This window comes from Kitasatospora sp. NPDC002227 (assembly GCF_040296285.1).
GTDB lineage: Bacteria > Actinomycetota > Actinomycetes > Streptomycetales > Streptomycetaceae > Kitasatospora.
This window is the reverse complement of sequence record NZ_JBEOWY010000007.1, coordinates 84923-104204: the sequence shown is the minus strand read 5'-3', so window position 1 is coordinate 104204 and position 19282 is coordinate 84923. Positions and strand designations below refer to the sequence as shown.

Annotated in this window: 22 protein-coding genes; 8 read left to right on the top strand and 14 right to left on the bottom strand. The window is 74.1% G+C overall.

Annotated features, from left to right (window positions below; genetic code table 11):
* The first annotated feature begins 86 nt into the window (after window positions 1-86).
* Window positions 87-557, top strand: a complete 471-nt coding sequence (locus tag ABT095_RS08790; RefSeq protein ID WP_350528605.1) for a hypothetical protein — start codon at window positions 87-89, stop codon at window positions 555-557.
* On the opposite strand, the gene ABT095_RS08785 is transcribed toward ABT095_RS08790, so the two are convergent.
* The gene (locus ABT095_RS08785) at window positions 551-1798 is read right to left on the bottom strand and encodes an MFS transporter (protein ID WP_350528604.1); all 1248 of its coding nucleotides are present in this window, start codon (window positions 1796-1798) and stop codon (window positions 551-553) included. The two genes, ABT095_RS08790 and ABT095_RS08785, sit on opposite strands and share 7 nt — an antisense overlap.
* Window positions 1799-1861: 63 nt before the next feature.
* On the opposite strand from ABT095_RS08785, the gene ABT095_RS08780 reads away from it, so the two are divergent.
* Complete coding sequence (locus ABT095_RS08780; RefSeq protein ID WP_350528603.1) at window positions 1862-2833, top strand: LysR family transcriptional regulator; 972 nt, start codon at window positions 1862-1864, stop codon at window positions 2831-2833.
* Between the two features lie 20 nt (window positions 2834-2853).
* On the opposite strand, the gene ABT095_RS08775 is transcribed toward ABT095_RS08780, so the two are convergent.
* Together ABT095_RS08775 and ABT095_RS08770 are read right to left on the bottom strand one after the other, a co-directional pair.
* The gene (locus tag ABT095_RS08775; protein WP_350528602.1) at window positions 2854-3411 is read right to left on the bottom strand and encodes a GNAT family N-acetyltransferase; all 558 of its coding nucleotides are present in this window, start codon (window positions 3409-3411) and stop codon (window positions 2854-2856) included.
* Window positions 3408-3692: a DUF2087 domain-containing protein gene (locus ABT095_RS08770; RefSeq protein ID WP_350528601.1), complete on the bottom strand. Its 285-nt coding sequence runs from the start codon at window positions 3690-3692 to the stop codon at window positions 3408-3410. The genes ABT095_RS08775 and ABT095_RS08770 overlap by 4 nt, the downstream gene beginning before the upstream one ends.
* Window positions 3693-3819: 127 nt before the next feature.
* Between ABT095_RS08770 and ABT095_RS08765 the strand changes: the two genes are divergently transcribed.
* Both ABT095_RS08765 and ABT095_RS08760 read left to right on the top strand, forming a co-directional pair.
* Window positions 3820-4962 carry an adenosine deaminase gene (locus ABT095_RS08765; protein ID WP_350528600.1) on the top strand — a complete coding sequence of 381 codons (1143 nt, stop codon included), beginning with the start codon at window positions 3820-3822 and terminating at the stop codon, window positions 4960-4962.
* 223 nt (window positions 4963-5185) lie between these two features.
* Entirely contained in the window at window positions 5186-5752 is a 567-nt protein-coding gene (locus ABT095_RS08760) for a hypothetical protein (protein ID WP_350528599.1), read from the top strand.
* Between the two features lie 69 nt (window positions 5753-5821).
* Here the strand turns inward: ABT095_RS08760 and ABT095_RS08755 are convergent, their stop codons facing one another.
* The 3 genes from ABT095_RS08755 to ABT095_RS08745 all read right to left on the bottom strand — a co-directional run bounded on the left by ABT095_RS08755 (window position 5822) and on the right by ABT095_RS08745 (window position 8530).
* Window positions 5822-6004, bottom strand: a complete 183-nt coding sequence (locus ABT095_RS08755) for a PspC domain-containing protein (RefSeq protein ID WP_350528709.1) — start codon at window positions 6002-6004, stop codon at window positions 5822-5824.
* Window positions 6005-6157: 153 nt separating this feature from the next.
* Window positions 6158-6886: a GNAT family N-acetyltransferase gene (locus ABT095_RS08750; RefSeq protein ID WP_350528598.1), complete on the bottom strand. Its 729-nt coding sequence runs from the start codon at window positions 6884-6886 to the stop codon at window positions 6158-6160.
* Window positions 6887-6934: 48 nt separating this feature from the next.
* The gene (locus ABT095_RS08745; protein ID WP_350528597.1) at window positions 6935-8530 is read right to left on the bottom strand and encodes an FAD-binding oxidoreductase; all 1596 of its coding nucleotides are present in this window, start codon (window positions 8528-8530) and stop codon (window positions 6935-6937) included.
* A 90-nt stretch (window positions 8531-8620) separates the two neighbouring features.
* Here ABT095_RS08745 and ABT095_RS08740 point away from each other — a divergent pair, with 90 nt between their 5' ends.
* Window positions 8621-9337, top strand: a complete 717-nt coding sequence (locus tag ABT095_RS08740) for a FadR/GntR family transcriptional regulator (protein ID WP_350528596.1) — start codon at window positions 8621-8623, stop codon at window positions 9335-9337.
* Here the strand turns inward: ABT095_RS08740 and ABT095_RS08735 are convergent.
* The 4 genes from ABT095_RS08735 to ABT095_RS08720 all read right to left on the bottom strand — a co-directional run bounded on the left by ABT095_RS08735 (window position 9327) and on the right by ABT095_RS08720 (window position 12497).
* The gene (locus tag ABT095_RS08735; RefSeq protein WP_350528595.1) at window positions 9327-9902 is read right to left on the bottom strand and encodes a VanZ family protein; all 576 of its coding nucleotides are present in this window, start codon (window positions 9900-9902) and stop codon (window positions 9327-9329) included. The genes ABT095_RS08740 and ABT095_RS08735 overlap by 11 nt on opposite strands.
* Before the next feature lie 86 nt (window positions 9903-9988).
* A complete protein-coding gene (locus ABT095_RS08730; RefSeq protein WP_350528594.1) occupies window positions 9989-10264 on the bottom strand; it encodes a hypothetical protein in 276 nt (91 codons plus the stop codon).
* On the bottom strand, window positions 10264-11706 hold the full coding sequence (locus tag ABT095_RS08725; RefSeq protein WP_350528708.1) for an ATP-binding protein: 1443 nt from the start codon (window positions 11704-11706) through the stop codon (window positions 10264-10266). The genes ABT095_RS08730 and ABT095_RS08725 overlap by 1 nt, the downstream gene beginning before the upstream one ends.
* A 113-nt stretch (window positions 11707-11819) precedes the next feature.
* The gene (locus ABT095_RS08720; RefSeq protein ID WP_350528593.1) at window positions 11820-12497 is read right to left on the bottom strand and encodes a response regulator; all 678 of its coding nucleotides are present in this window, start codon (window positions 12495-12497) and stop codon (window positions 11820-11822) included.
* A gap of 265 nt (window positions 12498-12762) precedes the next feature.
* On the opposite strand from ABT095_RS08720, the gene ABT095_RS08715 reads away from it, so the two are divergent.
* Window positions 12763-13566, top strand: a complete 804-nt coding sequence (locus tag ABT095_RS08715; RefSeq protein ID WP_350528592.1) for a SigE family RNA polymerase sigma factor — start codon at window positions 12763-12765, stop codon at window positions 13564-13566.
* Between the two features lie 205 nt (window positions 13567-13771).
* On the opposite strand, the gene ABT095_RS08710 is transcribed toward ABT095_RS08715, so the two are convergent.
* From ABT095_RS08710 to deoC, 4 genes are all read right to left on the bottom strand, one after another.
* Window positions 13772-14431, bottom strand: coding sequence for an ATP-binding protein (locus tag ABT095_RS08710; RefSeq protein WP_350528591.1), 660 nt, complete (start codon window positions 14429-14431; stop codon window positions 13772-13774).
* A 215-nt stretch (window positions 14432-14646) separates the two neighbouring features.
* On the bottom strand, window positions 14647-15549 hold the full coding sequence (locus tag ABT095_RS08705) for an aldehyde dehydrogenase family protein (protein WP_350528590.1): 903 nt from the start codon (window positions 15547-15549) through the stop codon (window positions 14647-14649).
* Window positions 15542-17023 (bottom strand): aldehyde dehydrogenase family protein, encoded by a 1482-nt coding sequence (locus ABT095_RS08700; protein ID WP_350528589.1) that lies wholly within the window; start codon window positions 17021-17023, stop codon window positions 15542-15544. Before ABT095_RS08700 ends, ABT095_RS08705 begins: the two co-directional genes overlap by 8 nt.
* Window positions 17024-17028: 5 nt before the next feature.
* Complete coding sequence (deoC, locus tag ABT095_RS08695) at window positions 17029-18015, bottom strand: deoxyribose-phosphate aldolase (protein ID WP_350528707.1); 987 nt, start codon at window positions 18013-18015, stop codon at window positions 17029-17031.
* A 156-nt stretch (window positions 18016-18171) separates the two neighbouring features.
* Here deoC and ABT095_RS08690 point away from each other — a divergent pair, with 156 nt between their 5' ends.
* Together ABT095_RS08690 and ABT095_RS08685 are read left to right on the top strand one after the other, a co-directional pair.
* Window positions 18172-18855, top strand: a complete 684-nt coding sequence (locus tag ABT095_RS08690) for a PH domain-containing protein (protein WP_350528588.1) — start codon at window positions 18172-18174, stop codon at window positions 18853-18855.
* A gap of 58 nt (window positions 18856-18913) precedes the next feature.
* Complete coding sequence (locus tag ABT095_RS08685; RefSeq protein WP_350528587.1) at window positions 18914-19069, top strand: hypothetical protein; 156 nt, start codon at window positions 18914-18916, stop codon at window positions 19067-19069.
* The last annotated feature ends 213 nt before the right edge of the window (window positions 19070-19282 follow it).

The window sequence follows — 19282 nt, the reverse complement described above, 5'->3', positions numbered from 1 at the left end:
CCCGTTCGGGCGCGGAGCAGGCAGCTCGAGCAGACTCGGGGCCCGGGCTGCTCGACCGGCGGGGGCCCGGGCGGGATGATGGGTGGATGCCGTCCACCGAATCAGCCGTCCGTGAGCTGCAGGAGTTCGCCGTGCTCTGGAGTGTCGGGGAGGCCGGGGCCGAGGAGGCGGTCGCTGCTGCCTGCGCCGCGCTGGTGGCCGGGCTGGACGGTCCGGCGTTGCGGGAGTTGGCGGCCTGCTCGCAGGGTGAGGCGGGCTACCGGGTGCCCGAGCTGCTTCCGCTGGCGCTGGAGGAGCTCGGTCTTGTTTTCTTCCCGCTCGGCAGTGGAGCCGCCGAGGAGGCGGCTGTGCGGGTGTTCGCGGGCCGGTTGCTCGGCGGGGAGTGGACGGCGCGGGAGTTTGCCGATCAGGTCCACAGTCGGTTCGGGCACGGGATGCCGATGGTGGCGAGACTTGCCATGCTCCGTGACGAGTACAACCTCTTCGACTACGGCGGCAGGCCGGCCCCCGAGATCGACGCCGAGGTGGAGGCCGAGGCCCGCAGGCTGGTTCAGTAGGTCCGGGCGGCGTGCCGCAGGGTCACCGTCGCGTAGAGGGTGACGCCGGCGGCGAGGGTCATGGCGGTGAGGCCGACGGCGGCGGCTCCCGGCCAGCCGGTGGCGTGGTAGGCGTCGGCGCCGAGGGTGCCGCCGAGGCTGTTGCCGAGGTAGTAGGCGATCAGGTAGAGCGCGGAGGCCTGGGCGCGGCCGTGGGTGGCGGTGCGGCCGACTGCGGCGGAGGCGGTGGCGTGGCCGGCGAAGAAGCCGGCCGTGATCAGGACCAGGCCGAGCAGGGCGCAGAGCAGGGAGTCGGCCAGCGAGAGCAGCAGGCCGGCCGCGCTGACGCCGATCGCCACGTACAGGGTGCCGCGGCGGCCGAGCCGGGCGACCAGGCGTCCGGCGCCCGCCGAGGAGGCGGTGCCGACCAGGTAGACCACGAAGATCGAGGCGGCCACCGACTCGGGCAGGTGGAAGGGGGCGGCGATCAGGCGGTAGCCGATGGTGTTGTAGACGGCGCCGAACACGGCCATGAAGAGCGCGCCGAGTGCGTACAGCCGCAGCAGCAGGGGGTTGCGCAGGTGGGCGGCCACGGTGCGGCCGAGCTCGCGGGCGTCCACCGGGGCCGGGCTGAAGTGCCGGGCGGCGGGGATGAGCAGGCGGAAGGCGAGCGCGGCCAGCAGGGCGAGCGCGGCCGAGGCGGTCAGGCCCCAGCGCCAGCCCCAGGCGGCCGCGGCCCAGCCGGAGACCAGTCGGCCGCCCATGCCGCCGATGCTGTTGCCCGCGACGTACAGGCCCATGGCGGAGGCCAGCGCGCTGGGGTGGATCTCCTCGGCGAGGTAGGCCATCGCGGTGGCGGGCAGCCCGGCGAGGGCCGCGCCCTGGAGCACCCGGAGTGCGACCAGCGGGCCCAGGCTGTCGGCGAACGGGAGGGCCAGGGCGAGGGCGGCGGCGGTGAGCATCGAGGCCGTCATGACGGCTGTCCGCCCGTACCGGTCGGAGAGCGCGCTGGCCGGGAGCAGTCCGAGGGCGAGGCCGAGGGTGGCCGCCGAGGCCGTCCAACTGGCTTGCCCCGGAGTGAGGTTGAGGCTGTCGGAGAGCACCGGCAGCAGGCCCTGGGTGGAGTAGAGCAGCACGAAGGTGGCCACTCCGGCCGCGAAGAGCGCGAGGTTGGAGCGCCGGAAGGCCCGGGTGCCGGGTCGGTGGCGCAGGTCGGCGGAGGAGGTCGGGGCGGGAAGGGCGACGGATCTCGCGGGCGGCATGAACCGAAGGTAGGACCGCGCCGGTTGATGCGTCCAATACATGGATCAACGAGAATCGATACTGTGACGTATCAGAGCAGCTCACCGGAGTACCCGAAGCCGCACAGCCTCGCCGAACTCGGCCTGGACGCCCCGGCGGCCCAGCTCGCGCCGCTGGTCGCGCAGTTCGCGGCGGTGGCGCGGCTGGAGCATGTGACCCAGGCGGCGCAGCTGCTCGGCATGCCGCAGCCGACGCTGTCCCGGGCGGTGGCCCGGCTGGAGGCGGAGCTGGGGGTGCGGCTGCTGGCCCGGGAGGGGCGGGCGGTGCGGCTGACCAGGGCGGGGGCGCTGCTGCTCGGCAGTGCCGAGCGGGCGCTCGCGGAGCTGGAGCGCGGGGTGGAGGCGGCGCGGGCGGAGGCGGATCCGGCGGCCGGGCGGGTGGCGTTCGGGTTTCTCCACACCCTGGGGACGGACGCGGTGCCCGCGCTGCTGCGGGGGTTCCGGGCGGCGGGGCACCCCAAGGTGCGGTTCCAGCTGGCGCAGGACTACGTGGCGGCGATGCTGGAGCGGCTGCGCGCGGGGGAGTTGGACCTCTGCCTGGTCTCACCGCTGCCGGACGCACCCGATCTGACGGCGCGTCCGCTGGACGAGCAGAAGTTGCACCTGGCCGTGCCCGCCGACCACCGGCTGGCCGGCCGCCGCCGGATCCGGCTGGCGGAGGTGGCGCAGGAGCCCTTCGTGGCGGTCGAGCAGGGGTACGGGCTGCGGGTGATCACGGACGGCTTCTGCGCGGAGGCCGGCTTCAGCCCCCGGATCGCCTTCGAGGGCGAGGAGGCCGAGACCTTGCGCGGCCTGGTCGCCGCCGGCCTCGGCGTAGCCCTGCTGCCGCCCGCCCTGGTGCCCCGCCCGGGCGTGGTCGAGCTGGAGGTGACCGCTCCGCGCACCCGCCGCGCCATCGGCCTGGCCTGGGTCACCGGCCGCCCGCTCACCCCGCCGGTGGCCGCCTTCCGCGACTTCGTCCTGGCCCGCCGCGGCCGCCTGCTCGACCACGACTGAATCCGGGCCGGCGCCGGGGCTCAGCGGCTCGCGCGCCTGATGTGCAGGTGGCCGTCGAGCGGGTAGGCGGGCGGGCACCCGGGCAGGACGCGGTCGAGCCCGAACCGGCTCTTCTCCGCGACCCGGCAGGAAGCCGGGTTGTCCACCTGGTGCAGGAGTTCGAGGAGCTCCAGGCCGAGGGTGGCGAACGCCCAGTCGCCGACGGCGGTCAGGGCCCGGGGCGCGACGCCGCGCCCGCGAGCGGGCGCCGCCGTCCAGTAGCCCACCTCCGCCGAGGACTTGCCGGGCGCCACGCCTTTGAGCACCACGTGGCCGGCCAGCCGCTGGTGGGGCGGGCCGGGGAGCGTCTCCAGGACGGCGAAGCCGAGCCGGTCGCCGGCCTCCCAGCCTCGCCGCTGCTCGGCCAGCCACCGCAGTGCGTCCGCCTCGTCCGTCACGGCGGAGCTGGTCCAGCGGCGCAGCACCTGGTCCTGGTACGCCTCGGCCAGGGCGGTGGCGTCCGACGCGGCCCAGGGGCGCAGGACGAGGGGAGGGGCGGTCGCCGTGCCGTCCGCGTGCAGGGCGAGGCCGTCGTTCACCGCCCGCCCACCCGGTAGCTGCTGCCGTCCTTGGCGCGGGTCAGGAAGCCGCCCTCGACCAGATAGCGGCGCAGGGCGGGGAAGTCGTCGTGGGTGGTGCGCAGGGCGTCGTTGATCTCGGCCTCGCGGTAGTCGCGGCCGGGCTCGAACAGGGTGGTGGCGAGGTGGGCGAGCAACTGCTCCCGCCGGGCGGCCTTGCGGGGGACCGACACGATCCGGCCGTCACGGAAGAGATCGGTCACCTGGTCGGTCGGCTGGGGGAGGGGCGGGAGCTCGGTCATCGGGCGAGCGTCGCACGCCGGCTCGCGGGCGGCCAAGCGGTTTTCGGTACGCCGTACGGGGGCTGTCGGGGCCGACGCGCGGTGATCGGCATGGTCAATCTACGCGCGTAGGGGCTACACTCCCGCAATGGAGAAGCAGATCCCTGCCACTGCGGGCACCACAGGCCCCCGCATTCCCACGCCCGACCAGATCGCCCGTGCCCCCAAGGTGCTCCTGCACGACCACCTCGACGGCGGGCTGCGCCCCGAGACGATCGTCGAACTGGCCGCCGCCTGCGGCTACGAGGGCTTGCCGACCACGGACCCGAAGGAGCTCGGGGTCTGGTTCCGCGAGGCCGCCGACTCCGGTTCGCTGGTGCGCTACCTGGAGACCTTCGCGCACACCTGTGCCGTCATGCAGACCCGGGACGCCCTGGTGAAGGTCGCCGCCGACTGCGCCGAGGACCTCGCGGCCGACGGCGTGGTCTACGCCGAGGTGCGGTACGCCCCCGAGCAGCACCTGGAGGCCGGGCTGACCCTCGACCAGGTGGTCGAGGCCGTCAACGAGGGCTTCCGCCTGGGCGAGGCGAACGCCCGCGCCAAGGGCCACCGCATCCGGGTCGGCACGCTGCTGACCGCGATGCGCCACGCCGCCCGCTCGCAGGAGATCGCCGAGCTGGCCAACCGCTACCGCGACCAGGGCGTGGTCGGCTTCGACATCGCCGGGGCCGAGGCCGGTCACCCGCCCACCCGCCACCAGGGCGCCTTCGACTACCTCAAGGGCGAGAACAACCACTTCACCATCCACGCCGGCGAGGCCTTCGGCCTGCCCTCGATCTGGGAGGCCCTGCAGTGCTGCGGCGCCGACCGGCTCGGCCACGGCGTGCGGATCATCGACGACATCACGGTCAACGAGGACGGCAGCGTCGAGCTCGGCCGCCTGGCGGCGTACGTGCGCGACAAGCGCGTCCCGCTGGAGATGTGCCCGACCTCCAACCTGCAGACGGCGGCGGCGACTTCGTACGCCGAGCACCCGATCGGACTGCTCAGCCGGCTGAAGTTCCGGGTCACCGTCAACACCGACAACCGGCTGATGAGCGGCACCAGCATGAGCCAGGAGTTCGGCCACCTGGTGGACGCCTTCGGCTACACCCTGGGCGACATGGAGTGGTTCACCGTCAACGCGATGAAGTCGGCGTTCCTGCCGTTCGACGAGCGGCTGGCGATGATCAACGACGTGATCAAGCCGGGCTACGCCGAGCTCAAGGCGGAGTGGCTCTTCAGCGCCTGAGCGGCGCCCGAGCAGCCTGGGCGACGGCTCGCGACTGCTCGAACAACGCACCCCCGAGGGAAAGTCGGACGATCTGACGACTACTCCTCGGGGGTGAGTCCTCTTTGATCCGCGCAGGACCTTGTCACTACGGTGTGGCAGTCAACGCTGACGCGGTGTAGCGGCTGGGGTGCCCCGGCGCGCGTCCGTACAGTCGGCCACCGACGAGGACTTGAGGACAACCATGAACAAGGCCACTCTGAAGGCTGCCGGGACTGCTGCGCTGGGCGTCGCGATGGCGGCCATGGCCGCCGGGGCCGCTTCGGCCGCTCCCGTCGCCCCCGGTGGGCTCGGGCTGCCCACCGGAGCGCTCTCGCACACGGACGCGATCACCGGTGCGGCCACGCACACGGCCTCCAGCCTCCCGGCGACCGCGCCCGTCACCCAGGCCGTGGGCGACCTCAACCCGGGTGTCGCCAACGCCCTCCACCCGGCCCCCGCCTCGGCCGACCCGGCGCCGGCCACGGCCCCCGGCGCCGAGGGCAACGCCGCCCCGGCCGCTGCCCCGGCCGCCGCTCCGGCCCCGGCCGCCGCGCAGGCCGCCCCGGCCGCCCCCGTCCAGGCCGCTCCGGCCGAGGCGCCCGAGGCCGCCCCGGCGATGGACGCCCCGGAGATGGCGACCCCCGGCGCCCCGGTCAACGCGACCCGCGGGCTGCCGCTCCCGGGCGCCGAGGGGCTCAGCAAGGCCCCCGGCGTCGGCACGCTGACCGGCGCGCTTCCTGTCCCTGGCCTGCCCGGTCTCGGCGGCTGACCACCCCGACGGCCGGAGGCCGCCCCGGAGACTCTCCGGGGCGGCCTCCGGCCGTTCGCGTACGGGGCCTCACGGCTCCTGGGGGAGCAGCAGCCAGAGCGCCAGGTAGATCAGGAACTGCGGCCCGGGCAGCAGGCAGGACACCAGGAAGATCAGCCGGACGGTCCAGGCCGAGAGGCCGAAGCGGGCGGCGATCCCCGCGCAGACACCGGCGACGAGGCGGTTGTGACGGGGGCGGGCGAGGGCGCTCATGATCTCTCCTGGGGGAGTCTGCGGCCCGGGGCCGGACTCTCCGGTGGGCATGACTCCATCCTCCGCGCCGCCGCCCGCCCAGGCGTCAGACCCACTGCCGATCCCGCCCCTGACCTCCTCATGAGGGCGGCGTACGGCCGTCTCAGGGTCCGCTCAGGGGCGCCCCTGAGGCGCGAGCTGCACGCTGAGCTGCTCGCCGAGCTCCCGGAAGCCCAGCGCGACGGCGACCCGGCGGGAGGCCGGCACCCGGGCCCGCCACTGCGGCAGCAGGCCGGCGCCCAGCGCGTGCGCGGTGGCGGCCGAGCCGGTGGCCCGGGCCAGGCCCAGGTCGCGGAAGTCCGGGGCGGTCAGGATGCCGAGGTGGGCGGCGTCGCCCGGCCAGCGGCGGTACCCGGCGGCGGCCACCACCCGGCCCTCGGCGCGGACGGCGAAGGCCGGTGACGTGATCTCCCAGAGCCCGGCCTCGCCGGCGTCGACGCTGCCCGAGTCCAGCTCCAGCTCCCGCAGGCCCGGGTCCTCGCCGTCCAGCTCCACCACCGTGTACCCGGTCGGGGGAGCCGCCGGGCGGAAGTCCTCGGCGGCCAGGTAGGCGAGCGCGGCGGGCCCGAGCACCCCGGCGGCCCGGTAGTGGCCGGCCTCGCCGACGGCCTGGGCGGGCACCCCGGCCAGCAGTGCCCGCAGCTGCTCCGCCGCGGCCTCGTCCGGCGCCGTGACCAGCGCGCTGCCCCCGAGGCGCACCACCCCGGCCCACCCGGGCGGGCACCAGCCGGAGTTCGGATCGGTCACCACCCCGACCTCGTCGGCCCCCGCGAACGACACGGGCACCGAGGCGAGTGTCTCCCAGAGCAGCCGGGCACGGTCGAGAAGTGTGTCAGTGGTCATGCCGCCGATCTTCGCAGCACCAGCTGACGGTCCGCCAGGCGTGACGGCTCAGTCGATCAGGACGCCCGGGTTGAGAATGCCGTGCGGGTCGAGGGCGTGCTTGGCGGCGCGCAGGGCCAGGGCGAAGGGCTCCGGGCGCTGGCGGTCGTAGCCGGGGCGGTGGTCGCGGCCGACGGCGTGGTGGTGGGTGACGGTGGCGCGGTGGCGGTGCAGCACGTCGGTCGTGACGGCCTTGATCTCGTCCCAGACCGCCACCTCGTCGCCGGGGCGCCCGGCCACGGCGACGGTGAAGTAGGGCGCGGCGCCGTCGGGGTAGGCGTGGGTGAGGCGGCAGTTGACGGTGGCGGGGTGGCCGGTGGCCTTCAGCGCGGCGGCGGCGACCTCGGTGCGGACGGCGTCGATCAGGGCCGGGAGCCGGTCCCAGGTGGAGGCGGTCTCGAAGGTCTCCACGACGGCGCCCATCCGGGCCAGTCCGTCGCGCAGGTACGGCATCCGCAGGAACGCCGACCGCCAGGCGCCGACGGCCGGGTCCGCCCCGGCGTCGCGGCCCGCGGTGGGCGGTTCGGCGCGGCCGCCGTGCGCGCGGGCGAGGACGAGGGCGGCGGCCAGGCGGTCGCCGACGGGTGCGGTGGCCGACTCGAAGCCGAGCACCAGGACGCTGGAGCCGTCCGGTGAGGCCCCGGCGAGCAGTGCCTCGCCGGGGTCGAGCAGGCGGCAGTTGGCCGGGGCGAGGTCGGACTGGGCGATGGCGCGGACGGCGTCCAGCGCCTGCCCGAAGTCGGCGAAGGCCACCGAGGCCGAGGCCCGGTGCTCCGGCCGCTCCTGCACGCGCAGCCAGGCCTCGGTGATGACGCCGAGGGTGCCCTCGGAGCCGAGGAAGAGCCGGTCGGGGGAGGGCCCGGCGCCCGAGGCGGGCAGCCGCCAGGAGGTGCTCGCCCCGGCGGGGGTGATCACGCGCAGGGACTGGACGAAGTCGTCGATGTGGGTGGGGCCGGTGGCGTAGTGGCCGCCGGCGCGGGTGGCGAGCCAGCCGCCGAGGGTGGAGAACTCGAAGCTCTGCGGGAAGTGGCGAAGCGTCAGCCCGTGCGGCCGCAACTGCTGCTCGAGCACCGGGCCGAGGGCTCCGGCCTGGATCCGGGCCGAGCGGCTGGCGGGGTCGATCTCCAGCACCCGGCTCATCGAGGTCAGGTCGAGCGAGAGCACGGCGTGGTGCGCGTCGCCGCGGTACTCCACGCCGCCGACCACCGAGGAGCCGCCGCCGAAGGGGATGACGGCCACACCCTGCCCGCCGGCCCAGTCGAGCAGGTCGGCCACGTCCTGGTCGGTGGCCGGGCGGGCGACCAGGTCGGGGATCCGGCCCGGGCGGCCGCGCAGCGCCCGGATCACGTCGCGGTAGGCCTTGCCCATGGCGTGGGCGGCCCGGGCCCGCGGGTCGTCGGTGACCAGGTGGGCCAGGGCGGCCGGGGGAGTGGCGGCGGGGCGGCCGATCGGCAGATCGGCCACCCGGGGCACCGGCAGCGGGCGGGCCAGGGTGCCCGGCAGCAGGGCGCCGAGCGCGGCGCACTCGGCATCGTCGGGCTGGGCGTCGGTGTAGCCCCAGCCCCACCAGGAGCGGGCGCGGGCGGCGGAGTCGGCGGGTTCCATGGGCCGCGAGGCTACGCACGCCCGGGGCCGCTGGCAATAGCTGGTACAACCAGTTGACCAGTGGGTGGCCGGATGGTCATGCTGGCCGGTGTGAACGACACCGCCGTCTCCCCCGCGGGCCCCCGTACCCCGCTGCGCCGCGAGCCCGTCTCCGACCAGCTCTTCACCCGGCTGCGGACCGAGATCCTCACCGGCGCGCTGCGCCCCGCCGACCCGCTGCCGTCCGAGCGCGAGCTGTCCGAGGAGTTCGGCGTCAACCGCCACGCGGTGCGGGAGGCGGTCAAGCGCCTCCAGCAGGCCCGGCTGGTCGAGGTCGCCCACGGCGGTCGGACGAGGGTCCTCGACTGGCGCCGGACGGCGGGCCTGGACCTGCTCGGCGAGCTGTCCGCCGCGGAGGGCGCCGGCGCGGCCGCCGGGCTGGGCCGGGACACCGTCGAGCTGCGCGCCTGCATCGGCGCCGACGCCGCCCGGCTGTGCGCGCTGCGGGCCGACCGCGAGGCGGTCGAGGCGATCACCGAGGCGGCCGCCCGGTACGCCGCCGGCGGCCCGGACCTGACCGAGCTCGGCGAGGCGGACCTGGCCTGGTGGCGGCTGGTGATCGAGGGCAGCGGCAACCTCGCCTACCTGCTGGCCTTCAACAGCCTGCTGGCCGGGACACTGCCGGTCGGGCCCACCCCGCTCGACCAGCGGGCCGGGGAGCTCCTGGACACCGAGGCGCACACCGAACTGGCCCGGCTGATCGCGGCCGGCGACGGCGACGGCGCCCGGCGGCTGGCCCACGCACTGCTCAGCGGCACTACACGCTGACGCGGGGCCCGTGCTGGTCGGCCGGGGCGGGCAGCAGGGGGAGCCGCACCTGGGCCGGGCGGGGTGCCACGGCCGGGCGGCGGCGCAGCAGGGTGCGGGCGAGCGGGACGAGCGTGAGGTGGCAGGCGGCCACGCCGATGGTGCCGAGGGTGATGTCGTCCACGTTGAGCACGTGGCCCGGGGTCCAGCCCTCCAGGATCTCCATCGCGGTGGCCAGCAGCGCGCCGCCGCCGACCGTCCGCAGGAAGGACGGCAGCCACGCCGTCCGCAGCCCGCCGCCGACCAGCGGCAGCAGCAGCCCGAGCGGCGCCAGCGGCAGCAGCCCGGCCGCCAGCTGCTCGCAGCCGGCCAGCCCGCCCAGCCGCAGCGCCTGCCCCACGGAGGCGAACGGCGTCAGGTTCGCGGGGTAGGTCCACCCGACCGAGACCGGCCGCAGCGTCAGCCAGCCGATGACGAGCAGATGCGCGGCCAGCAGAGCTGCGCCGAAGGCTCGTACCCGTGACGACACCCCCGTCGCGGCGGTGCGGTCCTCGGTGGCGCGGTGGATCTGGCTGTCTGCCTGCACGACACCGATGACGCCCGACGGGGTACGCCCGGTTCCCCCAGGGGCTGTCCGGCGGGGCACCTCGGGCGGGCGCCGCCGGACGGACCCTACGGGCAGTGCGAGGGAGCGGGGCTCGCGCCGAAGGGGCTTTCGGGGGTGTGGGTGACGGCCGGGCTGGGGGCGGGGGAGGGGCGGGCCGGGGTGGCGGGGGCGGGGGTGCGGGTGGTGGCGGCCTCGGGGACGTGGAGGGGGCTGGGGCAGGCCGTCCGGCTGGCGGGGGCGCCCGCGTCGACCGGTACGGCCGTCGGGCGGATGCCGCAGCCGGTCAGGGCGGCCGCGGCGAGCAGGAACCCCACGGCGGTGCGGACGGTACGGGGTCTCATCAGGTGCTCTCCTGCCCGGTGGAGCCGTCGGTCTGCGGCGGGGCGGCCGGGGTGACGGGGAAGGTGAGGGTGAAGACCGCGCCGGTCTCGCCGTTGGCGGCGGTGATGGTGCCGCCGTGGATCTGGGCGTTGGCCATCGCGATCGACAGGCCCAGGCCGCTGCCCTCGGAGCGGGCCCGGCCCTTGTCGGCCTTGTAGAAGCGGTCGAAGACGTGCGGCAGCACGTCCTCCGGGATGCCGGGGCCGCTGTCGGAGACCTCGACCACCACCGTCTCGCCGTCGTGGCGCACCTTCACCCGCACCGGCGACCCGCCGTGCTTGAGCGCGTTGCCGATCAGGTTGGCGAACACCACGTCGAGCCGCCGGGGGTCCACCACGGCCAGGATGCCGCGCGGGGCGTCGAGCTCGACGGCGTCGTACCAGGCCCGGCCGTCGATGCAGGACATGATGAGGTCCGCGATGTCCACCTCGTCGGCCACCAGCTTGGCGGTGCCCGCGTCGAAGCGGGTGACCTCCATCAGGTTCTCCACCAGGTCGGAGAGCCGCCTGGTCTCGCTCACCACGAGCAGCACGGCCGGGGCGATCATCGGGTCCAGCGACTCGGCCTCGTCCTCCAGGATGTCGGTCACGGCGGTCATCGCCGTCAGCGGCGTGCGCAGCTCGTGCGACATGTCGGCGACGAAGCGCCGGCTCTGCGCCTCACGCGCGCTCAGCTCCTGCACCTGGGCGCCCAGCGACTCGGCGGCCTGGTTGAACGTCCGTGCCAGATCCGCGAGTTCGTCGGCCCCCTCGGCCTCGAGCCGGGTGTCGAGCTGGCCCTTGCCGAGCTTGGCGGCGGCCTCCCCGAGCTTGCGGACCGGCCGCAGCACGGTGGCCGAGGCGGCCTGGGCGAGCAGCGCCGAGCCGATCAGCGCGAGCAGGGTGGCGATCGCCAACGACCAGCCCAGGGTGTTGAGATCGGCCCGTTCGGTGTCCAGCGACTTGAACATGTACGCCGTCGGACCGCTCGGCACCACCTTGGTGCCGCCGACCACGTACGGGTGCCCGTCGAGGTTCACCCGCTGCCAGTACAGGTGGTAGGCGAAGGGGTTGTGCGAGTCCACCTCGCGCGGCCTGTCCACGGCGGAGCGCAGCGCCTGCGGCACCTGGGCCAGGGTGAAGTGGTCCGGGTCGGAGGAGGCCAGGCACTCGCCCTGGCCCTCGGCCGTCACCACCACCTGGTAGTTGAGCCCGGAGGTGGCCACCACCCCGGCCAGGGTGGCGAGTTGGGGGCAGGTCGCGTTCAGCGGCAGGTCGGAGACGCTGCGGGTGAGCGAGACCCGGAAGTCGTTGAGCGCGGTGTTCTGGGCACGCCGGAGCACCGCGTCACGGTTGAGCCAGTAGGCGATCCCGGAGGCGGAGACGGCGGTGGCCAGGGCGACGGCGGCGAAGACCGCGATCATCCGCACCCGCAGGGACCGCAGGTGCCGCCACCGCCCCTGACGCTGCGGGCGGCCCGGCTGCAGATCGGTCAACGTGCTGTCACCATCGTTCGGTCGGAGTCAGAAGGGGCGGATCAGGCCGGCGGGTCGAGGCGGTAGCCGACGCCGCGCACGGTGCGGATCAGGGTCGGCGCCGACGGCACTTCCTCGACCTTCGCCCGCAGCCGCTGCACACACGCGTCCACCAGCCGGGAGTCGCCCAGGTAGTCGTGCTCCCAGACCAGCCGCAGCAGTTGCTGGCGGGAGAGCGCCTGCCCGGGGCGGCGGCTGAGCTCGAGCAGCAGCCGCAGTTCGGTCGGGGTGAGCTGGAGGTCCTCACCGTTCTTGGTGACGGTCATCGCGGAGCGGTCGATCACCACGTTGCCGTACACCGAGGAGTCGGAGCTCTCCCGCTCGCCGCGCCGCAGCACCGCGCGGATCCGGGCGTCCAGCACCCGGGGCTGCACCGGCTTGACCACGTAGTCGTCGGCGCCGGACTCCAGGCCGACCACCACGTCGATGTCGTCCGAGCGGGCGGTGAGCAGGATGATCGGCAGCTGGTCGGTGCGGCGGATCCGGCGGCAGACCTCGAAGCCGTCGATTCCGGGCAGCATCACGTCCAGCACGATCAGGTCCGGACGCTGCTCCTTGAACAGCTTGAGACCGTCCTCGCCGGAGGCGGCGGCGGCCACGCGATGACCCTGGCGGGTGAGGGCGAGTTCGAGGCCGGTCCGGATGGCGTCGTCGTCCTCGATCAGAAGGAGGAAAGGCACCCGCTCATTCTGGCCCACGGGGGCTGGTGGTTCACCCACCCGGGGGTGGCGGAACCGTTCCACCGGGCAGTGGCGTCCACCTCCGTGGAGCGGCCGTGCGGACCAAAGTCCCGGCCGCTGTGACAGCCCTGTGACAGTCGGCGGACAGCGCCGAGACGGCGGGCGGGCAGGATTTTCCATGTCGCCGCAGCAACGGCCCAGCTCAACGGGCCGGGCCAGCGGCGGTGGAACACCGAACCGCTCGTACCGACCCTGGGGGTGCACGATGAACGCCACGCTCAAGTCCCGCAACACCGCGGGCATTCGCACCAAGCGTTCCTCGGCCCACACCCACTTCGAGGTCCGCAAGGACGAGACGTCCGGTGCCGTGGTCGTACGGGGGTGCGCACACAGCACCGGGACGCGTCGCACCGGCGGCGTGGCCAGGGTGGGGGAGCAGCACGGGGTCGGTCGCATGGGGAGTGCGGCCGGCCGCGAGGCGGCGGGGGCCGCCCTGCTGCGCCTGGCCCCGGCGCCGGAGCAGCCCGTCGAGTCGGGGGCGGACGAGCACATCGCGGAGTTCACCGCGTACGTCCAGGAGCGGCGGGCCTCGCTCTACGCCACGGCGTACCACCTCACCGGCGACCGCTTCGAGGCCGAGGACCTGCTGCAGAGCGCGCTCTTCAGCACCTACCGCGCCTGGGGCCGGATCACCGACAAGGCCGCGGTCGGCGGCTACCTGCGCCGCACCATGACCAACCTGCACATCTCCGCCTGGCGGCGGCGCAAGCTCAACGAGTACCCCACCGAGGAGCTCCCGGAGACCGTCGGTGACACCGACGCGATGGGCGGCACCGAGCTGCGGGCCGTGCTCTGGCAGGCGCTCGCCAAGCTGCCGGAGAACCAGCGGACCATGCTGGTTCTCCGCTACTACGAGGGCCGCACCGACCCGGAGATCGCCGACGTGCTGGGCATCAGCGTGGGTACCGTCAAGAGCAGCATCTGGCGCGCGCTGCGCCGTCTGCGCGACGACGAGCAGCTCAACCGCACCGGCGACACCGTCTTCGCCTTCGGCGAGCTGGTCGCCTGACCCATGAACTACCCGTCGGGGGACGGGTGAAAGGCCGCGGACGTACGGCAGGCCCGCTCGGGGGAGCGGCGGAGCCGGACGGGGGAAGCCACGGCCGACCAGACGAGGGGCCCGGTGCCGGGGAGAGGCACCGGGCCCCTCGCCATGCGCCCACCAGGGGCTCGGGGAACCGCGAACCCGGCCCTGCGAGAGGGCACCCCCGCTCTCAGCGAACAGCCGTGGCCGCGTCCAGCGACTCCGGCCGCAGCGCGGCAACAGCCCGCACCCGCCGCTCCGCCTCCGGCCCGCCGCAGGCGACCGCGCCGAGGGCGACCTGCCGAGCCACGATCCCGGCCTCGGCCCGCATCAGCCGCCAGCCGCGCCGCAGCAGGTACGGCACCGACTTGCGCCCCTCCCGCACGTCCCGCCGGAACCGCCGCCAGGCGGTGGTGAGCGGACGGTTGCGCAGGCAGATCGCGTCGCCGAGCAGCCCCTCCGCCGCGCACTGCTCGACCAGCTCCGCCGCGAAGATCCCCTCCGCGATGAATCCGGCGGCGCCGCCGAGGTCGAAGGCCCGGGTGCCGACCCGCCCGTTGTCCGGGATCGAGTACACCGGCACGTCGGTGCGGCCGGTGCCGGTGAGCGCGCGGATGGCGGCGAGCGCCTGCTCGCGGTGCCAGGAGAGCGGCGAGTCCCAGTCGGTGCCGCTGCCGTCGGCGAACTGCGGCAGCGTGGGGTCGTCGCCGTCCTTGTAGAAGTCGTCGAGCTGGAGCACCGGCAGGCCCGTACGGGCGGCGAGCGAGGACTTCCCCGACCCGGAGGGCCCGGAGAGCAGCACGACCCGGGCGGGGCTCGGCACAGAAGGGTTCAGGGGGGAGACACTCACGAGACACCAGTCTGACGCATGCCGGCCCGAGACCGAAACCGCTCGGTAGCTAGATCTTTAGCGCGAGCATGTCAGGGCGAGGGCCGGAAAGGCGACGGACCCGCACCAGGGGGGGTGGGTGCGGGTCCGTCTTCGGCACGTCCGGGCCCCCGGGGGGGTAGGGGCACTGGGGACGGCCAGTCTGTGTGGAGTTGTGTCAGCCGGGCGTGACGGGGTCAGATCCCCATCGGGTGCCAGACCGTCTTGATCTCCAGGAAGGAGAGTAGCCGGTCCGTTCCGGGCGCATTGGTCCAGTCCAAGGCGGCCGGGTCGGCTGCGGGCCGGACGACTCGCTTCAGGGTATCCGCGGCGGCGGCCTCCAGCGTGGCAGCCGCGCCGGGGCCGTCGGAGTCGATCGCGCCGGAGAGGTCGAGCCCGTTGACGTCCTGGTGGGACGCCAGCGTCGGGGCGATGTCCGCGGTGCGGCCCGAGATGATGTTGACCACGCCGCCCGGCAGGTCCGAGGTGGCCAGCACCTCGCCGAAGGAGAGCGCGGGCAGCGGCGCGTCCGCGGCGGCCGCGACCACCACGGTGTTGCCGGTGGCGATGACCGGGGCGATCACCGAGACCAGGCCGAGCAGCGAGTGCCCGTACCCGTTCTGCGGCGCCACGATGCCGATGACACCGCTCGGCTCCGGGGTGGAGAGGTTGAAGTACGGCCCGGCGACGGGGTTGGACCCGCCCGCGATCTGGGCGACCTTGTCGGTCCAGCCCGCGTACCAGACCCAGCGGTCGATCGCGGCCTCCACCAGCGCGGCGGCCTTCTTGCCGCCGATGCCCTCGGCGGCGGCCACCTCGGCGGCGAACTGCTCGCGGCGGCCCTGCAGCATCTCGGCGACGCGGTAGAGCACCTGGCCGCGGTTGTACGCGGTGGTGCCCGACCAGCCCTTGACCGCCGCGCGGGCGGCGAGCACGGCGTCCCGGGTGTCCTTGCGGGTACCCAGCGGGGCGTTGGCGACGAAAGCGCCCTTTGCGTCGGTCACCTCGTACACCCGCCCGCTCTCGGAGCGCGGGAACTTCCCGCCCACGTACAGCTTGTACGTCTTGAGGACATCAAGACGCGATGCGACATCAGACATCGAGGTAGGCCTCCAGACCGTGCCGGCCACCCTCGCGGCCGTAACCCGACTCCTTGTAACCGCCGAACGGCGAGGTCGGGTCGAACTTGTTGAAGGTGTTGGCCCAGACCACGCCGGCCTTGAGCTGGTTCGCCATCCACAGGATGCGCGAGCCCTTCTCGGTCCAGATGCCGGCCGAGAGCCCGTACGGGGTGTTGTTGGCCTTCTCGACCGCCTCGGTGGGCGTGCGGAAGGTCAGCACCGAGAGCACCGGGCCGAAGATCTCCTCGCGGGCGATCCGGTGCGCCTGGCTGACACCGGTGAACAGCGTCGGGCGGAACCAGTAGCCCGCGCCCGGCAGCTCGCACTCGGGCGACCAGCGCTCGGCGCCCTCGGCCTCGCCGGCCTCGGCGAGCGAGGTGATCCGGGCCAGCTGGGCGGCGGAGTTGATGGCGCCGATGTCGGTGTTCTTGTCCAGCGGGTCGCCGACCCGCAGGGTGGCCATCCGGCGGCGCAGCGAGTCGAGCAGCTCGTCCTGGACCGACTCCTGGACCAGCAGGCGCGAGCCCGCGCAGCAGACGTGGCCCTGGTTGAAGAAGATGCCGTTGACGATGCCCTCGACGGCCTGGTCGATCGGCGCGTCGTCGAAGACGATGTTCGCGGCCTTGCCGCCCAGCTCCAGCGAGAGCTTCTTGCGGCTGCCGGCCAGCTGCTTGGCGATCGCCCGGCCGACCGGGGTCGAGCCGGTGAAGGCGACCTTGTTGACGTCCGGGTGCGCGGTGAGCGCGGCGCCGGTGCGGCCGTCACCGGTGACGATGTTGACGACACCCTTCGGGAGCCCGGCCTGGCGGCAGATCTCGGCGAAGCGCAGCGCGGTGAGCGGGGTGGTCTCGGCCGGCTTGAGCACCACGGTGTTGCCGGTGGCCAGGGCAGGCGCGATCTTCCACGCGAGCATCAGCAGCGGGAAGTTCCACGGGATGACCTGGCCGGCCACGCCGAGCGGCTTCGGCGAAGAACCGAACCCGGCGTAGTCGAGCTTGTCGGCCCAGCCCGCGTAGTAGAAGAAGTGCGCGGCGACCAGCGGGAGGTCGACGTCACGGGTCTCGCGGATCGGCTTGCCGTTGTCGATCGACTCGAGCACGGCCAGCTCGCGGGAGCGCTCCTGGATGATCCGGGCGATCCGGAACAGGTACTTGGCGCGCTCGCTGCCGGGCAGCGCCGACCAGTCCACGAAGGCCTTCCGGGCGGCGGCGACCGCGCGGTCGACGTCCTCCACGGTGCCCTGGGCGAACTCGGCGAGCACCTGCTCGGTGGCCGGGTTGACCGTCTTCAGGGCCTCGCTGCCGAGCGAGTCGACGAACTCGCCGTTGATGAAGTGGCCGTAGGAGGTGGCGATGTCACCCGCGGCGGCGGGGGACTCGGGGGCCGGGGCGTAGGTGAAGAGCCCGCCCTTGGGGGCCACGGCTTCCTCGGTGGTCTTCTTGTTCTTGGCCATGGCGATCAGTCCACCGTCACGTAGTCGGGGCCGGAGTACCGGCCGGTGGCCAGCTTCTGGCGCTGCATCAGCAGGTCGTTCAGCAGGCTGGAGGCGCCGAAGCGGAACCAGTGCGGGCTGAGCCAGTCGTCGCCGAGGGTCTCGTTCACCAAGACCAGGTACTTCATGGCGTCCTTGGTGGTCTTGATGCCGCCGGCGGGCTTCACGCCGATCTGGACGCCGGTCTGCTGCTTGAAGTCGCGGACGGCCTCCAGCATCAGCAGGGTGACGGGCGGGGTCGCGTTGACGGCGACCTTGCCGGTGGAGGTCTTGATGAAGTCGGCGCCCGCGAGCATGGCCAGCCAGGAGGCCCGGCGGACGTTGTCGTAGGTCTGGAGCTCGCCGGTCTCGAAGATCACCTTGAGGTGGGCCGAGGTGCCGTCGGGGCGCTTGCACGCCTCCTTGACGGCGGTGATCTCCTCGAAGACGGACAGGTACCGGCCGGAGAGGAAGGCCCCCCGGTCGATCACCATGTCGATCTCGTCGGCGCCGGCGGCCACCGCGTCGGCGGTGTCGGCCAGCTTGACCGGCAGGGCCGCGCGGCCGGCCGGGAAGGCGGTGGCGACGGAGGCGACCTGGATGTCGGTGCCCGCGAGGGCGGCCTTGGCGGTGGCCACCATGTCGGGGTAGACGCAGATGGCCGCCACCCGGGGGGTGGCCGGATCGGTCGGGTCGGGGTTCTTCCCCTTGGTGCACAGGGCGCGCACCTTGCCGACCGTGTCCGCGCCTTCCAGCGTGGTCAGGTCGATCATCGAGATCGCCAGGTCGATGGCGTACGCCTTCGCCGTGGTCTTGATCGAACGGGTGCCGAGGGTGGCGGCGCGGGCTTCCAGGCCGACGGCGTCGACGCCGGGCAGGCCGTGCAGGAAGCGGCGGAGCGAGGCCTCGGACGCCGCAACGTCCTCAAGGCCGCCGCCCGCAGCGCCGGGGGCATTGGCTGCAACAGTGGACATGGTCACCAGCCCAGCATATCTACGCGCGTAGCCTCGCGCTAGGGGGCACCCCCCGCTATCTGTGCGCGCCGCCCTCCCGGCACGGGCGCAGTACGGACAGAACACGACCCCGTCACGGCCACGCAGCTCAGCGGGCCGATGGGGCAGAATCGGGCCATGACCGAATCCGACGGCAAGCCCGACCAGGGCGGCGCCGCCCCCGCGCCGACGTACGCCGACCGCGTCTACCGCTCCGTGCCCGGCGTCATCTCCGGCGTGCTCCTGCTGGTGGTCGCCCTCTGGCTGATCGGCGACGCAGTCTTCACCGGCGCCGGCCGGACGCCGTGGATCGCGCTGGCCGCCCTGCCGGTCTTCGTGCCGCCGGTGGTCGCGTACACCCTTCGGCCCGCCGTGCTCGCCAACGACGACCGGCTGCTGGTGCGCAACCCGCTGCGCACGATCAAGGCGCCGTGGGCCTCGGTCGAGGGGCTGAAGTCGGGGTACTCGGTCGAGCTCTTCGCCGGCGGCCGCACCTTCCAGGTCTGGGCCGTCCCGGTCTCGCTGCGCCAGCGCAAGAAGGCCACCCGGGCGGCCTCCCGCGCCGCCCTCCGGGCCACCCGCGACGTGAGCGACCCCCACCTGCGCGAGAGCGCCGGCAAGTCCCGCTCGCTCTTCTCCGGCGGCGACGACCCCACCCGAGCCTGGTCCGACCAGGTGGTCGACACCCTGCTCGAGTCCGCCGAGCGCAACGCGAGCCGCCCCACCGCGGCCGGCGAGATCACCGTCGCCTGGTGCTGGTGGATCATCGCCCCCACCCTGGCCGGCCTGGTCGCCCTCATCACCCTGATCGCCACCACCTGAGCCGCGCACCACCGAGGGCGCCCCGACCGGAATCGATCCGGCCGGGGCGCCCTCTGTCGTGGGCAAGATGCGGGACTACCCGGTGATGGGCATCCCGCACTACCTGATCGTCGACCCGCGCAACGGCACTGGCACCCGCCGGGAGTTCGCCTTCGGCGAGACGGTCGAGTTCGCCGGGTACGAGGTGGCCACGGCCGACTTCCCGGTCTACTGACTGCGCCCCCGAGTGCGCTGTTCGTGCTCCCGGTGCGCCGGGGAAATGTAGGCGAACCGGCGGTGGCCGGCGGGCTGACGTGGTGTTGCCCGCCAGAGCGGCTCCGGTCGGCCGGGCGGACTGGCCGTCAAGTCTGAAGGGCAGCCCTGACCTGCACCTTTGGGCAGAGGGTCGCGTGCCGACCGAGGAGACGTCAACTCCCGTGGGCAGTCC

What these genes read in the sequence shown, in the direction of transcription:
- ABT095_RS08790 (WP_350528605.1), top strand. Translation starts at nt 87, where the DNA reads ATGCCGTCCACCGAATCAGCCGTCCGTGAGCTGCAGGAGTTCGCCGTG.
- ABT095_RS08785 (WP_350528604.1), bottom strand. Translation starts at nt 1,798, where the DNA reads ATGCCGCCCGCGAGATCCGTCGCCCTTCCCGCCCCGACCTCCTCCGCC.
- ABT095_RS08770 (WP_350528601.1), bottom strand. Translation starts at nt 3,692, where the DNA reads ATGACCGAGCTCCCGCCCCTCCCCCAGCCGACCGACCAGGTGACCGAT.
- ABT095_RS08765 (WP_350528600.1), top strand. Translation starts at nt 3,820, where the DNA reads ATGGAGAAGCAGATCCCTGCCACTGCGGGCACCACAGGCCCCCGCATT.
- ABT095_RS08760 (WP_350528599.1), top strand. Translation starts at nt 5,186, where the DNA reads ATGAACAAGGCCACTCTGAAGGCTGCCGGGACTGCTGCGCTGGGCGTC.
- ABT095_RS08755 (WP_350528709.1), bottom strand. Translation starts at nt 6,004, where the DNA reads ATGAGCGCCCTCGCCCGCCCCCGTCACAACCGCCTCGTCGCCGGTGTC.
- ABT095_RS08750 (WP_350528598.1), bottom strand. Translation starts at nt 6,886, where the DNA reads ATGACCACTGACACACTTCTCGACCGTGCCCGGCTGCTCTGGGAGACA.
- ABT095_RS08745 (WP_350528597.1), bottom strand. Translation starts at nt 8,530, where the DNA reads ATGGAACCCGCCGACTCCGCCGCCCGCGCCCGCTCCTGGTGGGGCTGG.
- ABT095_RS08730 (WP_350528594.1), bottom strand. Translation starts at nt 10,264, where the DNA reads ATGAGACCCCGTACCGTCCGCACCGCCGTGGGGTTCCTGCTCGCCGCG.
- ABT095_RS08725 (WP_350528708.1), bottom strand. Translation starts at nt 11,706, where the DNA reads ATGATCGCGGTCTTCGCCGCCGTCGCCCTGGCCACCGCCGTCTCCGCC.
- ABT095_RS08715 (WP_350528592.1), top strand. Translation starts at nt 12,763, where the DNA reads ATGAACGCCACGCTCAAGTCCCGCAACACCGCGGGCATTCGCACCAAG.
- ABT095_RS08705 (WP_350528590.1), bottom strand. Translation starts at nt 15,549, where the DNA reads ATGTCTGATGTCGCATCGCGTCTTGATGTCCTCAAGACGTACAAGCTG.
- ABT095_RS08700 (WP_350528589.1), bottom strand. Translation starts at nt 17,023, where the DNA reads ATGGCCAAGAACAAGAAGACCACCGAGGAAGCCGTGGCCCCCAAGGGC.
- deoC (WP_350528707.1), bottom strand. Translation starts at nt 18,015, where the DNA reads ATGTCCACTGTTGCAGCCAATGCCCCCGGCGCTGCGGGCGGCGGCCTT.
- ABT095_RS08690 (WP_350528588.1), top strand. Translation starts at nt 18,172, where the DNA reads ATGACCGAATCCGACGGCAAGCCCGACCAGGGCGGCGCCGCCCCCGCG.